Annotated in this window: 18 protein-coding genes; 5 read left to right on the forward strand and 13 right to left on the reverse strand. The window is 70.7% G+C overall.

The features are described 5' to 3' along the window. The first annotated feature begins 380 nt into the window (after positions 1-380). Complete coding sequence (locus tag ACFP1K_RS04210) at positions 381-1043, forward strand: NUDIX hydrolase (RefSeq protein ID WP_380747126.1); 663 nt, start codon at positions 381-383, stop codon at positions 1041-1043. Positions 1044-1068: 25 nt separating this feature from the next. On the opposite strand, the gene cpt is transcribed toward ACFP1K_RS04210, so the two are convergent. Together cpt and ACFP1K_RS04220 are read right to left on the reverse strand one after the other, a co-directional pair. After that, entirely contained in the window at positions 1069-1602 is a 534-nt protein-coding gene (gene cpt / locus ACFP1K_RS04215; RefSeq protein ID WP_380747127.1) for a chloramphenicol phosphotransferase CPT, read from the reverse strand. A gap of 141 nt (positions 1603-1743) precedes the next feature. Beyond that, a complete protein-coding gene (locus tag ACFP1K_RS04220) occupies positions 1744-2151 on the reverse strand; it encodes an ATP-binding protein (RefSeq protein WP_380747128.1) in 408 nt (135 codons plus the stop codon). A 212-nt stretch (positions 2152-2363) separates the two neighbouring features. Between ACFP1K_RS04220 and ACFP1K_RS04225 the strand changes: the two genes are divergently transcribed. The 3 genes from ACFP1K_RS04225 to hisC all read left to right on the forward strand — a co-directional run bounded on the left by ACFP1K_RS04225 (position 2364) and on the right by hisC (position 4567). Then, positions 2364-3197 carry a helix-turn-helix domain-containing protein gene (locus tag ACFP1K_RS04225; RefSeq protein WP_380747299.1) on the forward strand — a complete coding sequence of 278 codons (834 nt, stop codon included), beginning with the start codon at positions 2364-2366 and terminating at the stop codon, positions 3195-3197. A gap of 23 nt (positions 3198-3220) precedes the next feature. Further along, positions 3221-3439, forward strand: coding sequence for a DUF397 domain-containing protein (locus ACFP1K_RS04230; protein ID WP_380747301.1), 219 nt, complete (start codon positions 3221-3223; stop codon positions 3437-3439). 66 nt (positions 3440-3505) lie between these two features. Continuing rightward, positions 3506-4567: a histidinol-phosphate transaminase gene (gene hisC / locus ACFP1K_RS04235; protein WP_380747303.1), complete on the forward strand. Its 1062-nt coding sequence runs from the start codon at positions 3506-3508 to the stop codon at positions 4565-4567. Between the two features lie 113 nt (positions 4568-4680). Here hisC and ACFP1K_RS04240 read toward each other — a convergent pair whose 3' ends face one another. The 7 genes from ACFP1K_RS04240 to ACFP1K_RS04270 form a co-directional block, all read right to left on the reverse strand. Beyond that, a complete protein-coding gene (locus ACFP1K_RS04240; RefSeq protein WP_380747129.1) occupies positions 4681-5616 on the reverse strand; it encodes an EamA family transporter in 936 nt (311 codons plus the stop codon). Positions 5617-5917: 301 nt separating this feature from the next. After that, positions 5918-7150, reverse strand: coding sequence for a transcriptional regulator (locus tag ACFP1K_RS04245; protein WP_380747305.1), 1233 nt, complete (start codon positions 7148-7150; stop codon positions 5918-5920). A 443-nt stretch (positions 7151-7593) separates the two neighbouring features. Beyond that, positions 7594-8865 (reverse strand): UDP-N-acetylglucosamine 1-carboxyvinyltransferase, encoded by a 1272-nt coding sequence (gene murA, locus ACFP1K_RS04250; RefSeq protein ID WP_380747130.1) that lies wholly within the window; start codon positions 8863-8865, stop codon positions 7594-7596. A 170-nt stretch (positions 8866-9035) separates the two neighbouring features. Continuing rightward, positions 9036-10145 (reverse strand): hypothetical protein, encoded by a 1110-nt coding sequence (locus ACFP1K_RS04255; RefSeq protein WP_380747131.1) that lies wholly within the window; start codon positions 10143-10145, stop codon positions 9036-9038. Positions 10146-10201: 56 nt separating this feature from the next. Beyond that, positions 10202-11449 (reverse strand): phosphoribosylamine--glycine ligase, encoded by a 1248-nt coding sequence (gene purD / locus ACFP1K_RS04260; RefSeq protein ID WP_380747132.1) that lies wholly within the window; start codon positions 11447-11449, stop codon positions 10202-10204. Positions 11450-11617: 168 nt separating this feature from the next. Next, a complete protein-coding gene (locus ACFP1K_RS04265) occupies positions 11618-12268 on the reverse strand; it encodes an SRPBCC family protein (protein ID WP_380747133.1) in 651 nt (216 codons plus the stop codon). Beyond that, a complete protein-coding gene (locus tag ACFP1K_RS04270; RefSeq protein WP_380747134.1) occupies positions 12265-12651 on the reverse strand; it encodes an ArsR/SmtB family transcription factor in 387 nt (128 codons plus the stop codon). The genes ACFP1K_RS04265 and ACFP1K_RS04270 overlap by 4 nt, the downstream gene beginning before the upstream one ends. Before the next feature lie 352 nt (positions 12652-13003). Here ACFP1K_RS04270 and ACFP1K_RS04275 point away from each other — a divergent pair, with 352 nt between their 5' ends. Next, positions 13004-14137 (forward strand): magnesium and cobalt transport protein CorA, encoded by a 1134-nt coding sequence (locus ACFP1K_RS04275; RefSeq protein ID WP_380747135.1) that lies wholly within the window; start codon positions 13004-13006, stop codon positions 14135-14137. A gap of 10 nt (positions 14138-14147) precedes the next feature. Here the strand turns inward: ACFP1K_RS04275 and tenA are convergent, their stop codons facing one another. The 4 genes from tenA to ACFP1K_RS04295 form a co-directional block, all read right to left on the reverse strand. Beyond that, positions 14148-14849 (reverse strand): thiaminase II, encoded by a 702-nt coding sequence (gene tenA / locus ACFP1K_RS04280; RefSeq protein WP_380747136.1) that lies wholly within the window; start codon positions 14847-14849, stop codon positions 14148-14150. Between the two features lie 17 nt (positions 14850-14866). After that, positions 14867-15343: a ribosomal protein L7/L12 gene (locus tag ACFP1K_RS04285; RefSeq protein ID WP_380747137.1), complete on the reverse strand. Its 477-nt coding sequence runs from the start codon at positions 15341-15343 to the stop codon at positions 14867-14869. A gap of 81 nt (positions 15344-15424) precedes the next feature. Then, positions 15425-16570, reverse strand: a complete 1146-nt coding sequence (locus ACFP1K_RS04290) for a helix-turn-helix domain-containing protein (protein WP_380747138.1) — start codon at positions 16568-16570, stop codon at positions 15425-15427. Further along, the gene (locus ACFP1K_RS04295; RefSeq protein WP_380747139.1) at positions 16557-17369 is read right to left on the reverse strand and encodes a hypothetical protein; all 813 of its coding nucleotides are present in this window, start codon (positions 17367-17369) and stop codon (positions 16557-16559) included. Before ACFP1K_RS04295 ends, ACFP1K_RS04290 begins: the two co-directional genes overlap by 14 nt. Positions 17370-17520: the final 151 nt, after the last annotated feature.

Consider the following 17520-nt stretch of genomic DNA (forward strand, 5'->3'; position numbering starts at 1 on the left):
TGTCGCCTCGCGGGACACACACCCCCGTTCGTGTCGTCCCGGATCGGCCCACTCCAGCCGAGCCGTTGAGTGTCGTGTCACTGGGAGGCGATGCGGCGGAGTAGCGGTGCCACCCAGTGCTTCCCGTAGGCGGTCTGAAGGGTCGATCTTCTGAGTGGTGAAGAGTCCCAGCCCTTCGATCGGTGAGGGCCGGACCTCAGCGCCTGGCGTGAGCCGGCACTCGGCCGGATAGCGCTTCGCGGTCATCGTGCGTCTCCTCCTCGTCGCCTGGGATGGGCCACCCGGAGGATGCTCGCGGACACCGTGCCGGACAGGGCTCGGCCCGGGACTCGGTAGCGGTGTTCACATGGTGGATGGTCAGGCGGTGTAACGTGCCTGCCATGGTCCCGCGCATTCCCGTCAGCGTGGATCTCGTCGTCCTCACGGTGCGCTGCCAGCAGCTCTGCGCGCTGGTCTGGCGGCGCGACCGCCCTCCCTACGAGGAGCGCTGGGCGCTGTCCGGGGGCTTCATCCAGTTGGAGGAGGACCTCCCGGCGGCGGCGGGACGAGTACTCGCCGAACGTGCGGGCCTCCCTGGGGCCCCGGTCCACCTGGAGCAGCTGCGCACGTACGGCTACCCCGACCGCGACCCCCGGCAGCGGGTCCTGAGCGTCGCCTACCTGGGCCTGGCCCCCGACCTCCCCGCCTCGACCGAGGCCCACATGAGCTGGCAGCCGGTCTCCTCCCTGACCGCGATGGCCTTCGACCACCGCCGCATCATGCTGGACGGCATAGAGCGCGCCGGCGCCAAACTGGAGTACACCTCCCTCGGCGCCGCCTTCTGCCCCGCCGAGTTCACCGTCGCCGACCTGCGAAGGGTCTACGAGATCGTCTGGGGCCGCCCCCTGGACCCCAGAAACTTCCACCGTAAGGTGACCAAGGCCGACGGCTTCCTCGTCCCCACCGGCCACACCACCACCCGCGACGGCGGCCGCCCCGCCATGCTCTACCGCCGCGGCCCCGCCGAACTCCTCCACCCCCCGATGCTCCGCCTGGCTGGTTAGCGCTTCGCCGTAACCGAGTACCGCTTCATTTCACATGAGCGGCAATGGCCCGCGCGCACTCCATGGCCTCGACATGCGTCGTGTCCACCTCCACGTCATAGTGCACCCCCAGGTGAACCACCTCCGCCTGTGACACGGCCATCCCGGTCACCCGATCCCCTCGCGCGACCTCCCGCCCCGCAGCGATCGCACTGTCGCACCTGACGCCGACCCAGAGCACGCGCACTCCACCAAGAGCCCTCAGCCACCGCTCCTGAGACCCCGCCCCACCAAGGAAGACCTCATCGACGATGACCCGCGCCCCCGCCCGCGCCATCGCGACAACCCCCTCGATCCACGCCGCCTGCAACACCATGAACTGCTTCCCCACAACCACCGCACCATCCGGTGCGAACTCGATCCCCGCCCCCGCCGTCCGCATCGACGCCGGCATCGCCTCGACCAGCGTGTCTACCCCCAAGACCAGCCACGGCTCCGGCAGAACCGCCTGCAAGCACCGAGCGATCCCCGACTTCCCCGAGCTGGAGCCACCATTGAGAACAATCATCTGAGCCGTCACCGCGCCACAGTAGAGCCGCCCCACCGCCACCTGAAAGCGGATTTCGGTGATCCCTGCCGTGCCACCGCGGCGCGGACGCTGGTCCAGCAGTCACCTTGAACCGGCTGGCGTTCGTCGGCCGCACGCGAGTGTGGATGTGCGTCACTTGCCGGTGAGCTGGAACCAGACCACGCGCCCGGCCGCCGTCTCGTACCAGCCCCAGGCCGTCGCCATCTCCTGAAGCAGCCAGAGCCCGCGTCCACCGCCGCTGTCCAGGCATATTTCCGGACAGACCGTAGGTTGATTTCCCCATGAGCCCGCGTCGATCACGTCGACGTGCAGCGTCCCGTCATGCTCTGCCACCGCGATCCGCACCCGCCCGGCCGGGCACCGTCCCGAATCGGAGTACCGCACGGAGTTGGTGACGAGTTCGGTGACGAGCAACAGCGCATCGTCCACCTGCGGATGGTCGATCCCATCCAGCAGTTCCCGCACACACCGCCGCGCACGCGGCACGGCTGCGACATGGGCGGGGACATCGAGCTGGCCCAGCAGACCAAAAGCCTTCACAGGGTCTCCTTCTCGACCCGGCCACGATCGTACGTGTCTGTGACTGTGTATGACCGTAGCGTTACTTTGAGTGCTCAGTTTGCATGACCTCCGAGCCTTCGGCAACAAGAATCGAAATGAACAAAGTGCATCTTGAAGCCTAAAGATCACTTCGGCATACTGGCAGACTCGTCACCGAGGGGAGTGAAGTGAGCACACGGCGAAGTCCATCGGTGCGTAGACGCAGGCTCGCCGCGGAACTGCAACGACTCCGCAAAGCCTCTGGGTTGACCAGGGATCAGGTGGCGGACCACGCGGGGTGCGCGCCTGTCACGATCACTCGGATCGAGTCCGCGACCAGCTCTGCGACGGTTGCTCTTGTCTCCGTGATGCTCGATCTCTATGAGGTGACCGGCGAGCGGCGGGAGGCGTTGATACAGCTCGCGCGTGATGCTCGTAAACGTGGTTGGTGGTACACGCTGTCCGAGGCCATCCCCGAATGGGTGCACAGCTATGTGGGCCTTGAAGAGGAGGCCGCGACCTTTCAGGAGTACCAGTCTGAGTTCGTCCCTGGGCTACTTCAGACCGAGGGATACGCCATGGCAGTCATGAGGTCGGCCCCGGTACTGCCGTCCGAGGAAGAGCTTGAGCGGCGGCTCGCGATACGGATGCAGCGTCAGGAACGTGTGCTGGATCGGGTCGATCCGCCGAAGATGTGGCTCATTCTGAACGAGGCGGTGATTCGGCGTCCTGTCGGAGGCTCCGGGACGATGCGTGATCAACTTCTACGAATGATCGATCTGTCCTGGAGAAATCACGTGACGATCCAGGTTCTGCCCTTCGCGGCCGGGGTCCATCCCGCCATGGACGGAGGGTTCACGATCTTGAGCTTTCCCAAGCCCGCAGACCCTGACACGGTGTATGTCGAGTATTGGCAAGGAAGCGTATATTTGGAGCGCCCATCGGAGGTTGAGGCTTACAACCTTCTCTTCAATCACCTGCGAGCCCGAGGGCTCGGACCCGATCAGACGCGCGACTTGATCACCCAGGTGGTGCGTGAAGTATGAGCAGATGGGGCGATGGAGCCATGATGGACCTGTCTCGGGTGAGCTGGCGTAAGTCCAGCTGGAGTAACGCCAACGGTGGCCAATGTGTCGAGGTCGGGGTCTGGCATCGGAGTAGTGCCAGACGTCTCTTCCTGGTTCGGGACTCCAGGAAACCGTATGGTCCCGTGGTGGCCGTCAGCTCGTCAGAGTGGGGCCTCTTCGTTGAGGGCGTCAAGGGGCGCGGGCTGGGCGATCCTGGCTGAGGTGTGGCCGGGGGGTCGGTTGATTGGGAGCGGCGGGGAGGGGTGGGGGCGGCATAGGGTGTGGGCATGCCGCGTTTTCGATTGGTTCTTGAGGAGCTGCCCGCGTACCGGCCGGGGAAGGCTGTGGTGGGTTCTGATGGTCGGTCGTTCAAGTTGTCGTCCAATGAGTCGCCTTATGATCCTCTGCCTTCTGTGGTGGAGGCTGTGGCGGTCGCGGCTCGGGAGATGCATCGGTATCCGGATCCGGCTTGTGTGGGGCTGACCGAGGCGCTGGCTGGGCGGTATGGGGTGCCGGTTGAGCATGTGGCCCTCGGGGCGGGGTCGGTTACGGTGGCGCAGCAACTGCTGGAGACCGTGGGGGAGCCGGGGGCGGAGGTCATTTATGCTTGGCGGTCGTTTGAGGCTTATCCCTTGCTGGCGGATCTGGCGGGGGTGACTTCGGTTCGGGTGCCGTTGGTGGACGAGGCTCATGACCTTGAGGCGATGGCGGCGGCGGTCACTTCGCGGACTCGGCTGATCTTCGTGTGCAGTCCGAACAATCCGACGGGGACGGTCAGCCGGGCGGACGAGCTCACGGCGTTCCTCGATCGGGTGCCTGAGGACGTCCTCGTCGTGCTGGACGAGGCCTATCACGAGTACGTGCGGGACGCGGATGTGCCGGACGGGGTGCGGGTGTACGCGGATCGGCCCAATGTGGCGGTGCTGCGGACCTTCTCCAAGGCGTACGGGCTGGCGGGGTTGCGGGTCGGCTATCTGATCGGGCATGAGCCGGTGGCGGCGGCGGTGCGGAAGACCATGGTGCCGTTCGCGGTGAACGCGCTGGCTCAGGCGGCGGCGGTCGCCTCGCTCGCGGCTGAGGATCAGCTTTTGGAGCGGGTGGAGGCCGTGGTCAAGGAGCGTGCCCGGGTGCGGGACGGGCTGCTCGGGCAGGGGTGGGCGGTGCCGCCGACCGAGGCGAACTTCGTGTGGCTGCGGCTCGGGGAGCGCACCATGGCGTTCGCCGAGCGGTGCGCCGCGGACGGGGTCGCGGTGCGGCCGTTCGCGGGGGAGGGGGCCCGGGTCTCCATCGGGTCGCCGGAGGCCAACGACGTGCTGCTGGCCGCCGCGGAGGCGTTCGGGGCCGGCTGACGTCCCGGGTGCCGTCGGTCGCGTCAGGGGCGGCCGGGTCCCAGGTCGCCTGTACGGGTGGGTTCCATGTGCGGTCGGCCCATCCGTCGCGCCGGGACCGGCCGTCCGTCGCGTCAGGAGCGGGTGAGTTCCACCTTGGGGGTGGCGGCCGAGGCGGGTGGGCGGTGGCGGCGTTCGGTCGAGACGACCAGGGCCACGCCCAGGACGATCACCAGGCCGCCGGCGAGCATCTGGGGAGTGATGGGCTCCTGGAGGATCGCCAGGCCCAGCAGGACGGCTACCACGGGGTTGACGTAGGCGTAGGTGGACACCAGGGAGATGGGTGCGTTGCCGAGGAGCCAGGTGTAGCTCGTGAAGCCGACCAGGGAGCCCATGAGGATCAGGTAGACGACCGCCAGCCAGGACGCGGTGGTCACGTCGGCGGGGTGGAGGCGTTCGCCGATCACGGTGCCGGTGAGCAGGAGGCCCAGGCCGCCCACCGCCATCTCGACGGTGCTGGCGGCGAAGGGGTCCTTCGGCATGGGGAGGCGGCCGGCGAGGAACGAGCCGACGGACCAGGACAACGAGGCGGCCAGGACGATGACGATGCCGGTGGTGCCGGCGGTGCCGCCGCCGTCCAGGGAAAGGCCCGCGACGCCGCAGAAGCCGATGAGGACACCGGTCAGGGTGAGCACGCGGGGACGGTCGCGGGCGATGATCCGGAACACGACCAGCCACAGCGGCACCGAGGCGACCAGCAGCGCGGCGAGGCCGGAGCTGATGTGCTGCTCGGCCATGGCGACCATGCCGTTGCCCGCGGTGAGGAGCAGCACTCCGACCAGACCGGCGCTGAGGAACTCCTTGCGGGTCATCCGGAAGGACCGGCGGCCCCGCACCGCGGCGAGCACGGCGCCGAGCACGACGGCGGCGGCGGTGAACCGCATGCCTCCGCTGATGAGCGGTGGGATGCTCTCGATCGCGATCATGATCGCGAGGTACGTGGATCCCCACACCACGTACACGGCGATCAGCGCCGTCCAGACCTTGATGTCATGAGTGTTCTTCCCCATAGCTCATGACGCTATCTGGACGTGCCTGACCCACTCGCCGGGTTTCATCCCTTGAGACACACCGATCCCAGCCCGTGGAAGCGGACATCGGCCGTTAAGGCGAAGGTCCTGCGTGTAGCACAGATTTGTCCACATCGTGTGGATAACCAGCCGGGTAGGGGTGGCCAAATATCACATTTCTGCATCTTAACCGGCCCTTGGGCGGCCCCCCACAGGCCGCCGGTTATCCACAGGCTGTGGACGGGCCGGGCTCCGCGGAGACCGGGCACGACCGCAGGAGGCGGCCGGCCCGGTCCCGGTGTCAACGCGGGCCGAGCTTCTCCACGATCAGGCGGTAAAGCTGCCGTGGGCGACCCGGTTGTGGTGTTCGATTCGGCGGAAGCGGCCACGCGAGTCCCTCGTCAACCAGCGTACGCAGCAGCCGTCGAGCCGTGCGCGGAGTCACCCCGAGCATGCGCCCGGCGCTTTCCGCGTCCACGATCGTGTCCCCACCTTCCAGCTTCGCGGCCAGCCGGGCGAGCACCTCGACGCCCTTCGGCCTGCCCTGTCCCGGGGCCTGCGGTGGCATCCGGGGCGCCGGCACCAGCGTGCGGCCCTCCCGGTCCACGGCGAAGCCCTGAGGCTGCTTGCCCGCCTGTGTCCGCGCGAGCGCGGCACGTGCGTGCGTCTCGGCGTCGTGGGTGGTGCGGCCCATGCCGACCCCCACCTCGACCGCCAGACCCAGGTCGTCGCGGATGCGCGCCGCGAACGGCAGCACCCGGAAACCGTCGGTCGCCGCGGCCATGGAGCCCCGCGTCGCCGTCACCAGATAGCTGTGATCATCGATCGCCCATACGGCGGCGTTCATCCGATTGGCTTCCTGAACCAGCAGGCGGTGCAGGGACAACCTGAGCTCGTCACGCCAATACCTCGGAGCCGCCCGCCGTACGGGCTCACGTAACGTCGGCACCTCGATCAGCACCACCGTGAGCTGCGACTCCTCCAACCTGTGATGCGCGCCGAGCAACGCCGCCGTGTGCAGCGCCGTCCGCACGGCGGCCGACGTCGGCCTGATGCGGACGGTCGGCACCCCCGCCGCGGTCAGCCGGTCGGCCACCGCGGGCAGGCATGTCAGGGCACCGGTCGTCGCCCCCTGCCGGATCAGTCTCTCGTGGTAACCGGCGACCGTGCCGGTGGCACCCGACTCCTCTCGTGTCTGCACGCCGGTGGCCGGCAGGCCGAGGTCGGCGTACGCCTCCTCCACCTCGGCCCTGGTGAGCACGTCGATGCTCACCCGGCGTGGATCGATGCGTTCGTCCAGTGCCGCACGTGCCAGCGCCGCCGTCAGCGCGGGCCCGCCGAGTTGGACGTACGTCGCCGGGATCGTGAGTACTCCTGAGCGCCGGGCCAGCTCGTAGGGCACCGGGCTCGCGAACAGGCAGGCGTCCACCCCCGGGCCCAGGCGGACGACCTTGTCCGCCGCCTCCTGCTCGTCACGATACGCGGCGGCGACCAACCGGCACGGGACCGGAGCCGCCGCGTGACCCATGAGCATCACTCGTTCGACGAGGTCGTGTGGTCCCACCACCCCGATCGTGAGGTCCGGGGCCGACGTGCCCACCCGCGACCCTCGCGAACTGTCTTCGGTCCGCTCGACCAATGTTCGTCCCATCCCGCCATACCTCTGATCGAGGTTGTCACACCGTGCGGTTCCGGGGGTCGTGTGTGCTCCCGTCCGGTCGCGCCCGGCCTGACGTCCTCTCCGCGTTCAACTGGCCGATTCCACCTCGCCGGGGACCGCCGCGTGGCCACCGAAAAGGGCGAACAACGGCGCTCCCGGCTCGGGTTCGTCGCCCATCCGGTCTAGTCCTCTTTGGAACGATCGCTCGCCAAGGCACTAATGTCACGCCCGGATTTGCCGGAATACCATCCGGCCATGCCGACAAGGTATGGCCGGATCGGTCATATGAACAGGTCAGAGGCGGTTTACGGGCCGAGTCACGTCGTAGGGGAAATCTCTCTTACCACATCTCCACCCAGGGCCTTCATGCGCGCCGCGAGGTCGTGGTGGCCCCGGTCGATGAGATAACCGGGGGAGATGACGGTCTCGCCCTCGGCGGCGAGGCCGGCCAGAACGAGGGCGATTCCGGACCGAAGGTCGTGCGCCGTTACCTCTGTTCCGGTCAGCGGAGTGGGGCCGTGGACGACCGCGCGGCTGCCCTCCACCTCGATCCGGGCGCCCATTTTGTTGAGCTCGCCGGCGAGCGCGAAACGGCCGTCGAAGATGCGCTCGTGGATGTAGCTGGCGCCGTCGGCGAGGCACCCCACCGTCATGATCGGCGACTGCAGATCGGTCGCGAAGCCGGGGTAGGTGTCGGTGATGACGTTGATGGGGCGCAGCGGCCGGTGCCGGCGCACGTTGAGCACGGCGCCGTCGCTTGCGAACTCGACACCCATCTGCTCCAGCTTCCACCGGACGACGCCGAGGTGCTCCAGCGAGGTGCCGACGAGGTTGACCTCGCCGCCGGTGATGGCCGCCGCCATGGCGAACACGCCGGCGTCCAGGCGGTCGGGCATCACGCGGTGCTCCACCGCGGTGAGCTCGTCGACGCCCTCCACCGTGATGAAGCCGGTGCCGCCGCCGCTGATCTTGGCGCCCATGCGGCTCAGCATGCCGATGACGTCGAGGACCTCGGGCTCCAGCGCCGCGTTCTCGATGACGGTGGTGCCCTTCGCGAGGGCCGCCGCCATGATGAGGTTCTCGGTGCCGGTGTGCGAGGGGGTGTCGAGGTACAGCTGCGCGCCGGTCAAGCCCGCGGCCTTGACGTGGATGACGCTCTCGCCCTCGTCGACCATCGCGCCGAGCCGCTTGTAGCCGAGGTAGTGGAAGTCGAGGTTGCGGCTGCCGAGGTTGCAGCCGCCGATGCCCTCGATGACCGCCTCCCCGAGCCGGTGGAGCAGCGCCGGGACGAACAGCACCGAGCCGCGGAACCGCCGGGCGATCTCGGCGGGCAGCACCGGGCTGGTCAGCCGGGAGGCGTCGATCACCAGCGTGCGCTCGGCCTCGTGGAGCTGGACCTTGGCACCCACGGCCTCGGCCAGCTCGACGGCCCGCCGCACGTCTTCGATGATCGGAACGTTGCGCAGGACCGTGCGGCCGTCGGTGGCGAGCAGCGCCGCACCGATCATCGGGAGCACGGCGTTCTTGGCTCCCTGGATGAAGGCGGTTCCGCGCAGGGCGTTGCCACCGCGCACGCGGTAACGAACCATGTGATGGGGCTCCTCGATATCGGGAACGGCGCGGCCACATCGGGCCCGCCAGCGAGTGGACGGCGGCCGAGTTATCCGCCCACAGTAGTGCTTTCCGGATGAGGCGCTGGCCACTTTGAGCGCACAGTCCAGCACCGGTCCAGCGAGGCGGCTCGGGGAGACCGTACCGCTCAGCGGGCCGGTTCGTTCGCGGGGACGCTCGGCGAGGCGGCGGCCATCAGAGAGTTGGCCCGCTGGTCCACGAACCGCGTCACGACCTGCTGCGCGTAGCCGAACACCATCGCCCACACGAGGATCGCGGTCTGCGAGCTCAGGCCGGTGAAACCGGGGACGAACCCGGAGTTGAGGATCAGCAGGCCGAGGATGGCCGTCGCGACGCCCGCCGGGACCTTGAGCAGGTTCTGCGCGACCGCCAGCGAGTACCGGGTGGACAGCTCCGACCGGGTGGACAGGCTCGCCGCGGTCGCGAGCGCCGCGCCCAGCATGCCGAGCAGCGCCACCAGCGGGACGTCGCCGCGGCTCGCCTGGCCGTACCCCGTCGGGCACACCTGCGACATCGCCGGCCGTGGCCCGAGCGTGGCGAGCAGGGTGCCGTTGCCGCACATCGGGAGCCAGCTGGGCCAGACGGCGGCGAGGGTGACCAGCCCCGACACGATCAGCGTGAGGATCGCCACCCCGCCGAGCAGCATGTTGCGGAAGCTGCGCACCCGGCCGCTCTCCACCGACGCGGCGGTGTAGGCGGCCCGGAGCACCGACTGGAGCAGTGACCGGTCACGCTCGCCGATGTCCCCCGCCGCCACCCGCGCCGCCAGCCGCTGCAGCCGCGCGTCGTCCGCGGGCAGATAGGCCCGGCCGGTCGCCATCACCTCCGGCGCCCGCGCGTCCAGCTCGTCCGCGGGAAGCAGCCCGTACAGCAGCACCGTGGCGCTGTAGAGGTTCGACCACGCACCCTCGATCACCTGGCCGGTCAGCCACCGCCGCCAGCCCTGCCGCTCGTTCGCGTAGTCCAGGGCGACGTCGACGTGCCGCCCGAGGGCCGCGCGCACCCCGGCCAGCCCTGGCTCGTCCCCCCGGCACAGCACAGCCCGATCGGCCTCCGCGCGCACCTCCGCGCCGCGGGAGCTGACGTAGACCCGCCAGACCCCAGCCCACCGGAACCTCTCCTTGGCCCCGGTGGCGACGTCGAACTCGGCGGGGACCTCGGCGGGGGCCCGCTCGTCGTCTGTGAGCGGGCCGGTCGCCGCCGCCGGTCCCGTTCCCGCTGCCCGCTCGGCCGTCATAACCGTCCTCCAGGGTTCGCCTCTGCCCCGGCTTATCGCACCGGCCCGGTCCGGCGCTACCGATCCGACGCCACGGCTTGCGCGGCGATGTCGGAGCGGTGGTGGGAGCCGCGCAGGCGGACGTGGGACACGGCGTCGTAGGCGGCGGCGCGGGCCGATTCGAGGGTGGGGCCGGTGCCCACGACGCTGAGGACGCGGCCCCCGGTGGAGATCACGCGGCCCTCGGGGTCCGCGGCGGTGCCCGCGTGGATGACGTAGGAGTCCTTGGTCACGTGGTCCAGGCCCTCGATCACGTCGCCGGTCACGGGCGGGCCGGGGTAGTTCTCCGCGGCGATCACCACGGTGACGGCGGCGCCGTCGCGGTGGTACGGGGCGGGGTGGGCGGACAGGGCGCCGGTGGCGCAGGCGTGGAGGAGCCCGGCGAGGGGGGTCTCCAGGCGGTCCAGGACCACCTGGGCCTCCGGGTCGCCGAAGCGGGCGTTGAACTCGATGACCTTGGGGCCGCCGCCGGTGAGGGCCAGGCCCGCGTAGAGGACCCCGGTGTACGGCGTGCCGCGCCGCGCCAGCTCCTGGACGGTGGGCAGGACGATCTCGGCCATGACCTGCTCGGTGAGGCCCTCGGGGGCCCAGGGCAGCGGGGTGTAGGCCCCCATGCCACCGGTGTTCGGGCCCTGGTCGCCGTCGAGGGCGCGCTTGAAGTCCTGGGCGGCCTGGAGCGGGACGGCCGTGGTGCCGTCGCACAGGGCGAACAGGGAGACCTCGGGGCCGTCGAGGTATTCCTCGATCACGACCCGCTCGCAGGCGGCGGCGTGCGCCAGGGCCGCGCCGAGGTCGGAGGTGACGACGACGCCCTTGCCCGCCGCCAGGCCGTCGTCCTTCACGACGTACGGCGCGCCGAACTCCTCCAGTGCCGCGCGGGCCTGCTCGGGTGTGGTGCACACCCGGGCCCCGGCGGTCGGCACCCCGGCCGCGGTCATGATCTCTTTGGCGAACGCCTTGGAGCCCTCGATGAGCGCCGCGTCGGCGGACGGGCCGAAGCACGGCACCCCGGCCGCGCGCACGGCGTCGGCCACCCCGGCGACCAGCGGGGCCTCCGGGCCGACGACCACCAGATCGGCGGCCAGCCGCCCGGCGAGCGCGGCGACCTGCCCGGGATCGGTGGGCACCACCGGGTGGACGGCCGCCACCGCCGCGATGCCCGCGTTCCCGGGGGCGCAGTGGACCTCGGTCACCTCGGGATCCAGCGCCAGCGAACGGCACAGTGCGTGCTCACGGCCACCGGACCCAATCACAAGTACGCGCACGCAGGGAGTCTACGGCCCGCCCGTGCCCTGCCCGCCCTGCCTGTGGACAGGCGCACCGCGCCCCGCCTGCCCTGTGGACGGACAGGGCGAGGCACGCCTGGCCTGTGGACACGCCGCTCGCGCCCCGCCCGGCGCGGCTCAAGGGACACGCCGGGCGGGCGGGGGCCGTCACATCTCGGGGCCGGGGCCCTCGCCGGTGTACATGGCGAGGACGCGGCCGGCGGCGGCGCGGGCCTCGGCCTCGTCGGTGCCGGCCGCGATGCTCGCCTCGGCCCACCGCTCGCTGCTGAGCGCCATGAAGCGCTTGCCGTCGTCGGAGGCCACCCACTCCGCGGCTTGCGCCGGGTCCACCCCTTCCCCCTCGGCGGCGAAGTGGCTGGTGAGGCCGAGCAGCGCGCTGTCCCAGCCGATGCCGACGCCGCCGGGCCCGAACTGGGCCCACATGGCCTCGTCCACATGGGCGATGTGCTCCAGCTCGAAGCGGGTGCCGCCGCCGGGCGCGGGGGACAGGCGGACCTCGATCCAGCTCACCTGGCCGCCGAACTCCCAGGTCGCCGCGAAGCCGGTCGGCGCGTCGCAGCGCTCGACCTTGCCGCTCGCGTTGCCCTCCAGCTGGTAGCTGCCGCCGACGCGAAGGTCTCCGGTGATGGGGAGGAACCAGCGCGGGATGCGCTCGATGTCGGTCAGCGCGTCCCACACCTCCTCGATGGGCGCGTCGTAGGTCTGGCTCGCGGTCAGCACCCGCGCCTCGCCGGCCTCCAGCACGCGGCTGCCGATCGTGCGCTCCACGGCGCTGATCTGCTCGGTCGTATCGATCATGGGGAACTCCCTTGGTCTTCTTCGTGGTCTTCGTCGGGTTCCGCGCCGGAGCCGCGCAGCCGCTGTTCCCTTTTGCCCCGGGCGATCTCGGTGCCGAGGGCCATCAGCGGCGGGGTCCAGAAGCGCCGGAAGTTGTCCAGCCAGCTGTCGACCTCGCGCAGTGCCTCGGAGTTCACCCGGTACAGCCGGCGGGTGCCCTCGGGGCGGACGCGGGCGAACCCGGCGTCGCGCAGCACCCGCAGGTGCTGGGACACGGCCGGCTGTGAGATGCCGAACTCCCGCCGGATGACCTCGCACACCGCGCCGGAGGTCATCTCGCCGCCGGCCAGCAACTCCAGGATCCTGCGGCGCACCGGGTCGCCGAGGATATCGAACGCGTGCACGAGTCCATGAATATCACATGCCGCTTATATAAGCCAAGAGTGCTAAAAGAAGACCCCAGGTGGCGCCCCTGCTTTCGCGCATCCCATGATCGGGGGGTGTAAGGGCGAGGTAAGCTAGGCGGACGGCCAGGCCCATGGTACGTTGGGGCGGCTTTGGTCTGTCTTCGGCTGATTGGAGGTGGAATCGGGATGACATCTGGTGATCCCAGCAGTACGTGCTCGCGCACGTACGTCGTGCGCAAACCCGACCTCTCCAACTCGGTGCCCGGCTGAGACCTACACGCGTCCGCTCCCTGTGACGTTCGCCGCGTCGTGCGCGGCTCCCGCTATTGCCGGGCGGGAAGGGACCATCATGCGCTCGTCCACGCTTTTCCAGCGGATCAACCGTCACCCCCGCACCACGCACGTCCGCATCGGAACGACCGCCACGCCCGCCGCCCTGCGCCGCGTCGTGCCGGACGCACGGTGCGTGCCGCCGCGCGACTCCCTGGTGGAGTTCGGCGCCTACATCGGCGGCAAGCGGGTGGACGTCCCCGGCATCCCCGAGGCCGTCAGCCTGGTCCGGGAGCACAACTCCGCGGCCGGCTCCCCCGAGGCGTACGTCTGGGTCGGCCTGCACGAGCCGGAGGCCCCCGAGGTCGAGTGGCTGGCCGAGGTCTTCGGGCTGCACCCCCTCGCGGTCGAGGACGCCGTCAAGGCCCACCAGCGCCCCAAGGTCGAGCGGTACGGCGACTCCCTGTTCGTGGTGCTGAAGACCGTCTCCTACCTCGACCACGACGAGCTGACCGCGTCCAGCGAGATCATCGGCGTCGGCGAGATCATGGTGTTCGTCGGGCCCGACTTCGTGGTCACCGTGCGCCACGGGCAGCACTGCCCGCTCGCCGAGGTGCGGGGGCGGCTGGAGGCCAAGCCCAAGCTGCTGTCCCGCGGCCCCTCGGGCGTGCTGCACGCCATCGCCGACCACGTGGTGGACCGCTATCTGAGTGTGGCCGACCTGATGCAGGCCGAGCTGGAGGAGGTCGAGGCGGCGGTCTTCGCGGACGTGAGCTCCCGGGACATCGGCCGCATCTACCAGCTCAAGCGCGAGATGATCGAGATGAAGCGCGCGGTCACGCCGTTGCAGACGCCGCTCGGGGCGCTGCCGCAGCGCCGCATGATCCCCTCCGACATGCGGGACTACTTCCGTGACGTGGGCGACCACCTGGCCCGGGTGTGCGAGCAGGTGGAGTCGTCCAACGAACTGTGCAACTCGATCCTGCAGGCCGCGCTGGCCAGGTCCAACGCGCTGGCCAACGAGGACATGCGCAAGATCTCCGCGTGGGTGGCCATCATCTCGGTGCCGACCATGATCGCCGGGATCTACGGCATGAACTTCTCGCACATGCCCGAGCTGTCGGCCATGTGGGGGTATCCCGCGGTCATCGGGACCATGCTGGTCATCTGCTCGCTGCTCTACCGGGGGTTCCGCCGCAACAGCTGGCTGTGAGCCTGAGCCCCTAGACCGGCCAGGTCTCCCGGCGCCACGCGGCGTCCCAGAACATCCACTCGTAGCGCGACGTGGTGACGAAGTGGTCGAGGGCCCGGGCGCGCTGGGCGTCCGTGGCCTCGGCGCCGGCCCGGTCGGTGAGCGCCACCACGCGGCGCACGACGGCCTGGAACGTCTCGTCCCCGTAGGCGGCGATCCAGCGGCGGTACAGCGGGTCGGGGGACGAGTGCTCCAGCAGCGCCTCCCCGACGCGGGCGTAGATCCAGTAGCAGGGGAGCACGGCCGCCAGGCCGTCCAGGAACGACCCGCCGTACACCGTGGCCAGCAGGTAGCTGGTGTACGCCCGGGTGGTCGGCGCCACCGGGGCCGCGTGCTCGGCCGCGCCGCCGAGACCGGCCATGAACGCCGAGTGCATCTCCTGCTCGGCCGCGACGGCGCCCACCGCGTCGCCCGCGAACGCCCGCACGTCGTCCTCGTCGGGGGCCCTGGCCGCGCACACCGACAACGCGCGGGCGTAGTCCCGCAGGTAGTGCGAGTCCTGCACGACGAAGTGCCCGAACGCCTCCTTGGGCAGTGTCCCGTCGACCAGGCCGGTGATGAACGGGTGCGCCAGGATCGCCGCGTACACGGGCTCGATGGCCTGCCACAGCTCCGCGCTGAAGGTCACCGGGGTCTCGGGGGCGGCGGACACGGTGGGCTGGTCGATCGTCATGCGTCCACCGTATTGACCTACAGGCTGTCGACGAACAGCCGGGCCTCCCGATCCTCCATCCCGGTCTCCCCGCGCACCAGGTGCACCGCCTGCTCGGTCCGCCCCGCCGCCTTGAGTTGGCGCACCCGGGTCGCGAGGTCGGGTGGGAGGTCCTGCGGCAGATCCTGCGGGGTCGGCGGCAGGACCATCTGCTGGAACCGCGCCATGCTCGGACGGCTGTAGAGCGACCGCCCGGCCGCCACACCGTCCACGACCGCCTTCGCCTCGGCCAGCCCGAGACCGGTGCTCTGCCGCACCTCCTTGATCGCCTGGATCAGCTGCCGCTCCCTGACCAGATGCGCGATGAGAGGCTCGAGATCCTGCGGCGCCACCACCGGCGCCGGGTCCTTCCCGCCGCCCCTGCGGGCCACCGCCACGACACCGAACACCAGGCCGACGGCCACTGCGGCGAGAACCAGCAGGATGACAAATTCAAAAGGCCCAATGGACGGCATGCGCCGCATCGTACGGCGCTCCACTCAGCCCCGTACAGATCGGATGCTCGTGATCGCGGGCACTCCGCGCGGCAGGCGAGGTCAGGGGACGAGGCGGAGTTCGGGGCGGTGGTCGGGGAGGCCCAGCAGGGCGCGGACGCGGGGGGTGGGCCAGGCCAGGGTGGTGGCCAGGCGGGGGAGGGTCAGGGGGGTTTCGGTGCAGGCGAGGTCGAAGGCCTGGCGGAGCATGGCGGGGTGTTCGCCGGGGTAGCCGGTGATGGGTTCGCCGGCGAAGCCGGGCTGGTCGCGGAGGGCCGCCAGGCGCTGGTACGCGCGGGCGGTGGAGGAGTCGGACAGGAGGCCCACCTCGCGGCAGCGGTAGAGCAGGGAGTCGACGGAGACGCCCCAGACGCGGCGGAGTTCGGCGAGGCGGCGGAGGTCCAGGCGTCTCGGGAGGTCGGGGAGGATGCTGTCGCGCGGGGTCAGGAACTCGGCGGCGAAGGCGTCGGCCTCGCGTTCCTGCTGAGGGTCGCCGGCGGCGGTGTCGCCGTGCAGGACCAGATGGCCGAGCTCGTGGGCGGCGGTGAAGCGGTGGCGGTGGATGTCGTCGAAGCGGTTGGCGGTCAGCACGACGATCGGGCGGGGGAGCTGGGAGGTGGAGAAGGCGTCGACCGTGGTGGCGTCCTCGTCGGGGGGCGGGAACACCACGACGATGCCGTGCGCCTCCATGTGACGCACCAGATGGGCGATCGGGCCGGTGCCGAGCCGCCAGTGGGCGCGCAGCGCGCGGGCCGCGGCGGCGGGGTCGCGGGGCAGCTCGACCCCCGAGTGCACCTCGCCGCCGGAGAAGCCCGGCAGGTCGACCCGCGGCAGCCGCACCCGCAGCTCCAGCGCGTGGGTCAGCTCCCACACCTGCTCGACGAACGCGACGGCCTTGGCCCGCTGGTGGGCCCGGGTGGAGCGCAGGCTGCGGAAGTGGGCCATCGACCCGTCCAGCTTCCCGTGCGGCCTGCCGGTCAGGAAGAACGCCATGGGGACGCCGAGGGCGCTCGCCAGCCGCGGGATCAGGTCGGGCCGCGGGTGGGTGGTGCCGGTCTCGTACTGCCCGACCGCGGCCGGGGTCACGCCGATCCGCTCGGCGAGGTCCTTCTTGGTCAGCCCGGCGAGCCGCCGCGCCTGGGTGAGCCGGGCCTGGTCGAAGGCGTCCGCGACCGCCTGCGGGGACGGCTCGCGTTCACGACCGGTCATCTGCTGCGGCGAGGCGGACGACGTCGCCGGTGCCAGGGAACGGGCCGCGCTCGGCCGTGAGGTCCAGGCCGGGCTCGGCACCCTGGTCGAACCGCTCGGCGGCGCCGGCCTCGGCGGCGGGCGTGACCCACGGCAGCGCGCTGAGCAGCGGGATCGGCTCGCAGTGCACCCAGTGCACCCGGCCCATGTCGTCGATCAGCTCGGCCTCGCCCCAGTGGAGCCGCAGCAGCCCCGCCTGGGCGTTGGCGGCGTACGCGACGGGGATCAGCCGGGTGTCGCCGGGAAGCTGGGCCAGCACCGGCCGCGCCGCGGCCAGCTCGGCCTGCTCGGCCTCCGCCTCGGCGGGGTCCTCCGGCAGGCCCGCGCTGAGGTCCAGCGACTCCTGGTAGTACGAGGGGGCGGGCCCGAACCGGGTGAACAGCTCACGGACCAGCGCCGACACCCGCCCGTCGCCGACCCGGGCCTCGCTGATCGGCGTGGTGTCGTCCTCGGCGTAGCGGAACGGCAGGAACAGGTTGCCGTCCAGCACGACCAGATGGTGCGGCGAGCCGTGCGGCCGCACGGCCTGGAAGCCGGGCTCGCTCCGGAAGCCGTCGAGCAGCGCCTCGTACCGCCGGGCCATCAGGGTGGAGCCGTAGGCGTACCGCTTGCCGCTGCGGGACGACTTCTGCGCGTCCTGGGCGTTGCCCGAGGCCTCCAGCAGCGACGCGGCGAGCTGCCCGCGCACCTGCGCGGCGCGGCCGCCGAAGCGCTCGGTGGCCCACGACGACATCTGCGACACCTGCGACGTTCCCCGCATGAGCGACCTCCGGTCTCGCGGCGTGTTGTCCGGTCGCGCGCCCGCCTCGATGCCGGCGCCGGCCGCCGGGCGGCGGTCCCGCCACTTCAGTTCTCCGCACGATACTCCCGCGCGCACTCCAGTTGATGTTGTGACGCGCGCGGATCGCAAA

This window comes from Sphaerisporangium aureirubrum, assembly GCF_042658925.1.
GTDB lineage: Bacteria > Actinomycetota > Actinomycetes > Streptosporangiales > Streptosporangiaceae > Sphaerisporangium > Sphaerisporangium aureirubrum.

Coding starts and splice junctions, on each gene's coding strand:
- ACFP1K_RS04210 (WP_380747126.1), top strand. CDS start 381: ATGGTCCCGCGCATTCCCGTCAGCGTGGATCTCGTCGTCCTCACGGTG.
- ACFP1K_RS04230 (WP_380747301.1), top strand. CDS start 3,221: ATGGACCTGTCTCGGGTGAGCTGGCGTAAGTCCAGCTGGAGTAACGCC.
- hisC (WP_380747303.1), top strand. CDS start 3,506: ATGCCGCGTTTTCGATTGGTTCTTGAGGAGCTGCCCGCGTACCGGCCG.
- ACFP1K_RS04240 (WP_380747129.1), bottom strand. CDS start 5,616: ATGGGGAAGAACACTCATGACATCAAGGTCTGGACGGCGCTGATCGCC.
- ACFP1K_RS04245 (WP_380747305.1), bottom strand. CDS start 7,150: ATGCTCATGGGTCACGCGGCGGCTCCGGTCCCGTGCCGGTTGGTCGCC.
- murA (WP_380747130.1), bottom strand. CDS start 8,865: ATGGTTCGTTACCGCGTGCGCGGTGGCAACGCCCTGCGCGGAACCGCC.
- ACFP1K_RS04255 (WP_380747131.1), bottom strand. CDS start 10,145: ATGACGGCCGAGCGGGCAGCGGGAACGGGACCGGCGGCGGCGACCGGC.
- ACFP1K_RS04265 (WP_380747133.1), bottom strand. CDS start 12,268: ATGATCGATACGACCGAGCAGATCAGCGCCGTGGAGCGCACGATCGGC.
- ACFP1K_RS04275 (WP_380747135.1), top strand. CDS start 13,004: ATGCGCTCGTCCACGCTTTTCCAGCGGATCAACCGTCACCCCCGCACC.
- tenA (WP_380747136.1), bottom strand. CDS start 14,849: ATGACGATCGACCAGCCCACCGTGTCCGCCGCCCCCGAGACCCCGGTG.
- ACFP1K_RS04285 (WP_380747137.1), bottom strand. CDS start 15,343: ATGCCGTCCATTGGGCCTTTTGAATTTGTCATCCTGCTGGTTCTCGCC.
- ACFP1K_RS04290 (WP_380747138.1), bottom strand. CDS start 16,570: ATGACCGGTCGTGAACGCGAGCCGTCCCCGCAGGCGGTCGCGGACGCC.
- ACFP1K_RS04295 (WP_380747139.1), bottom strand. CDS start 17,369: ATGCGGGGAACGTCGCAGGTGTCGCAGATGTCGTCGTGGGCCACCGAG.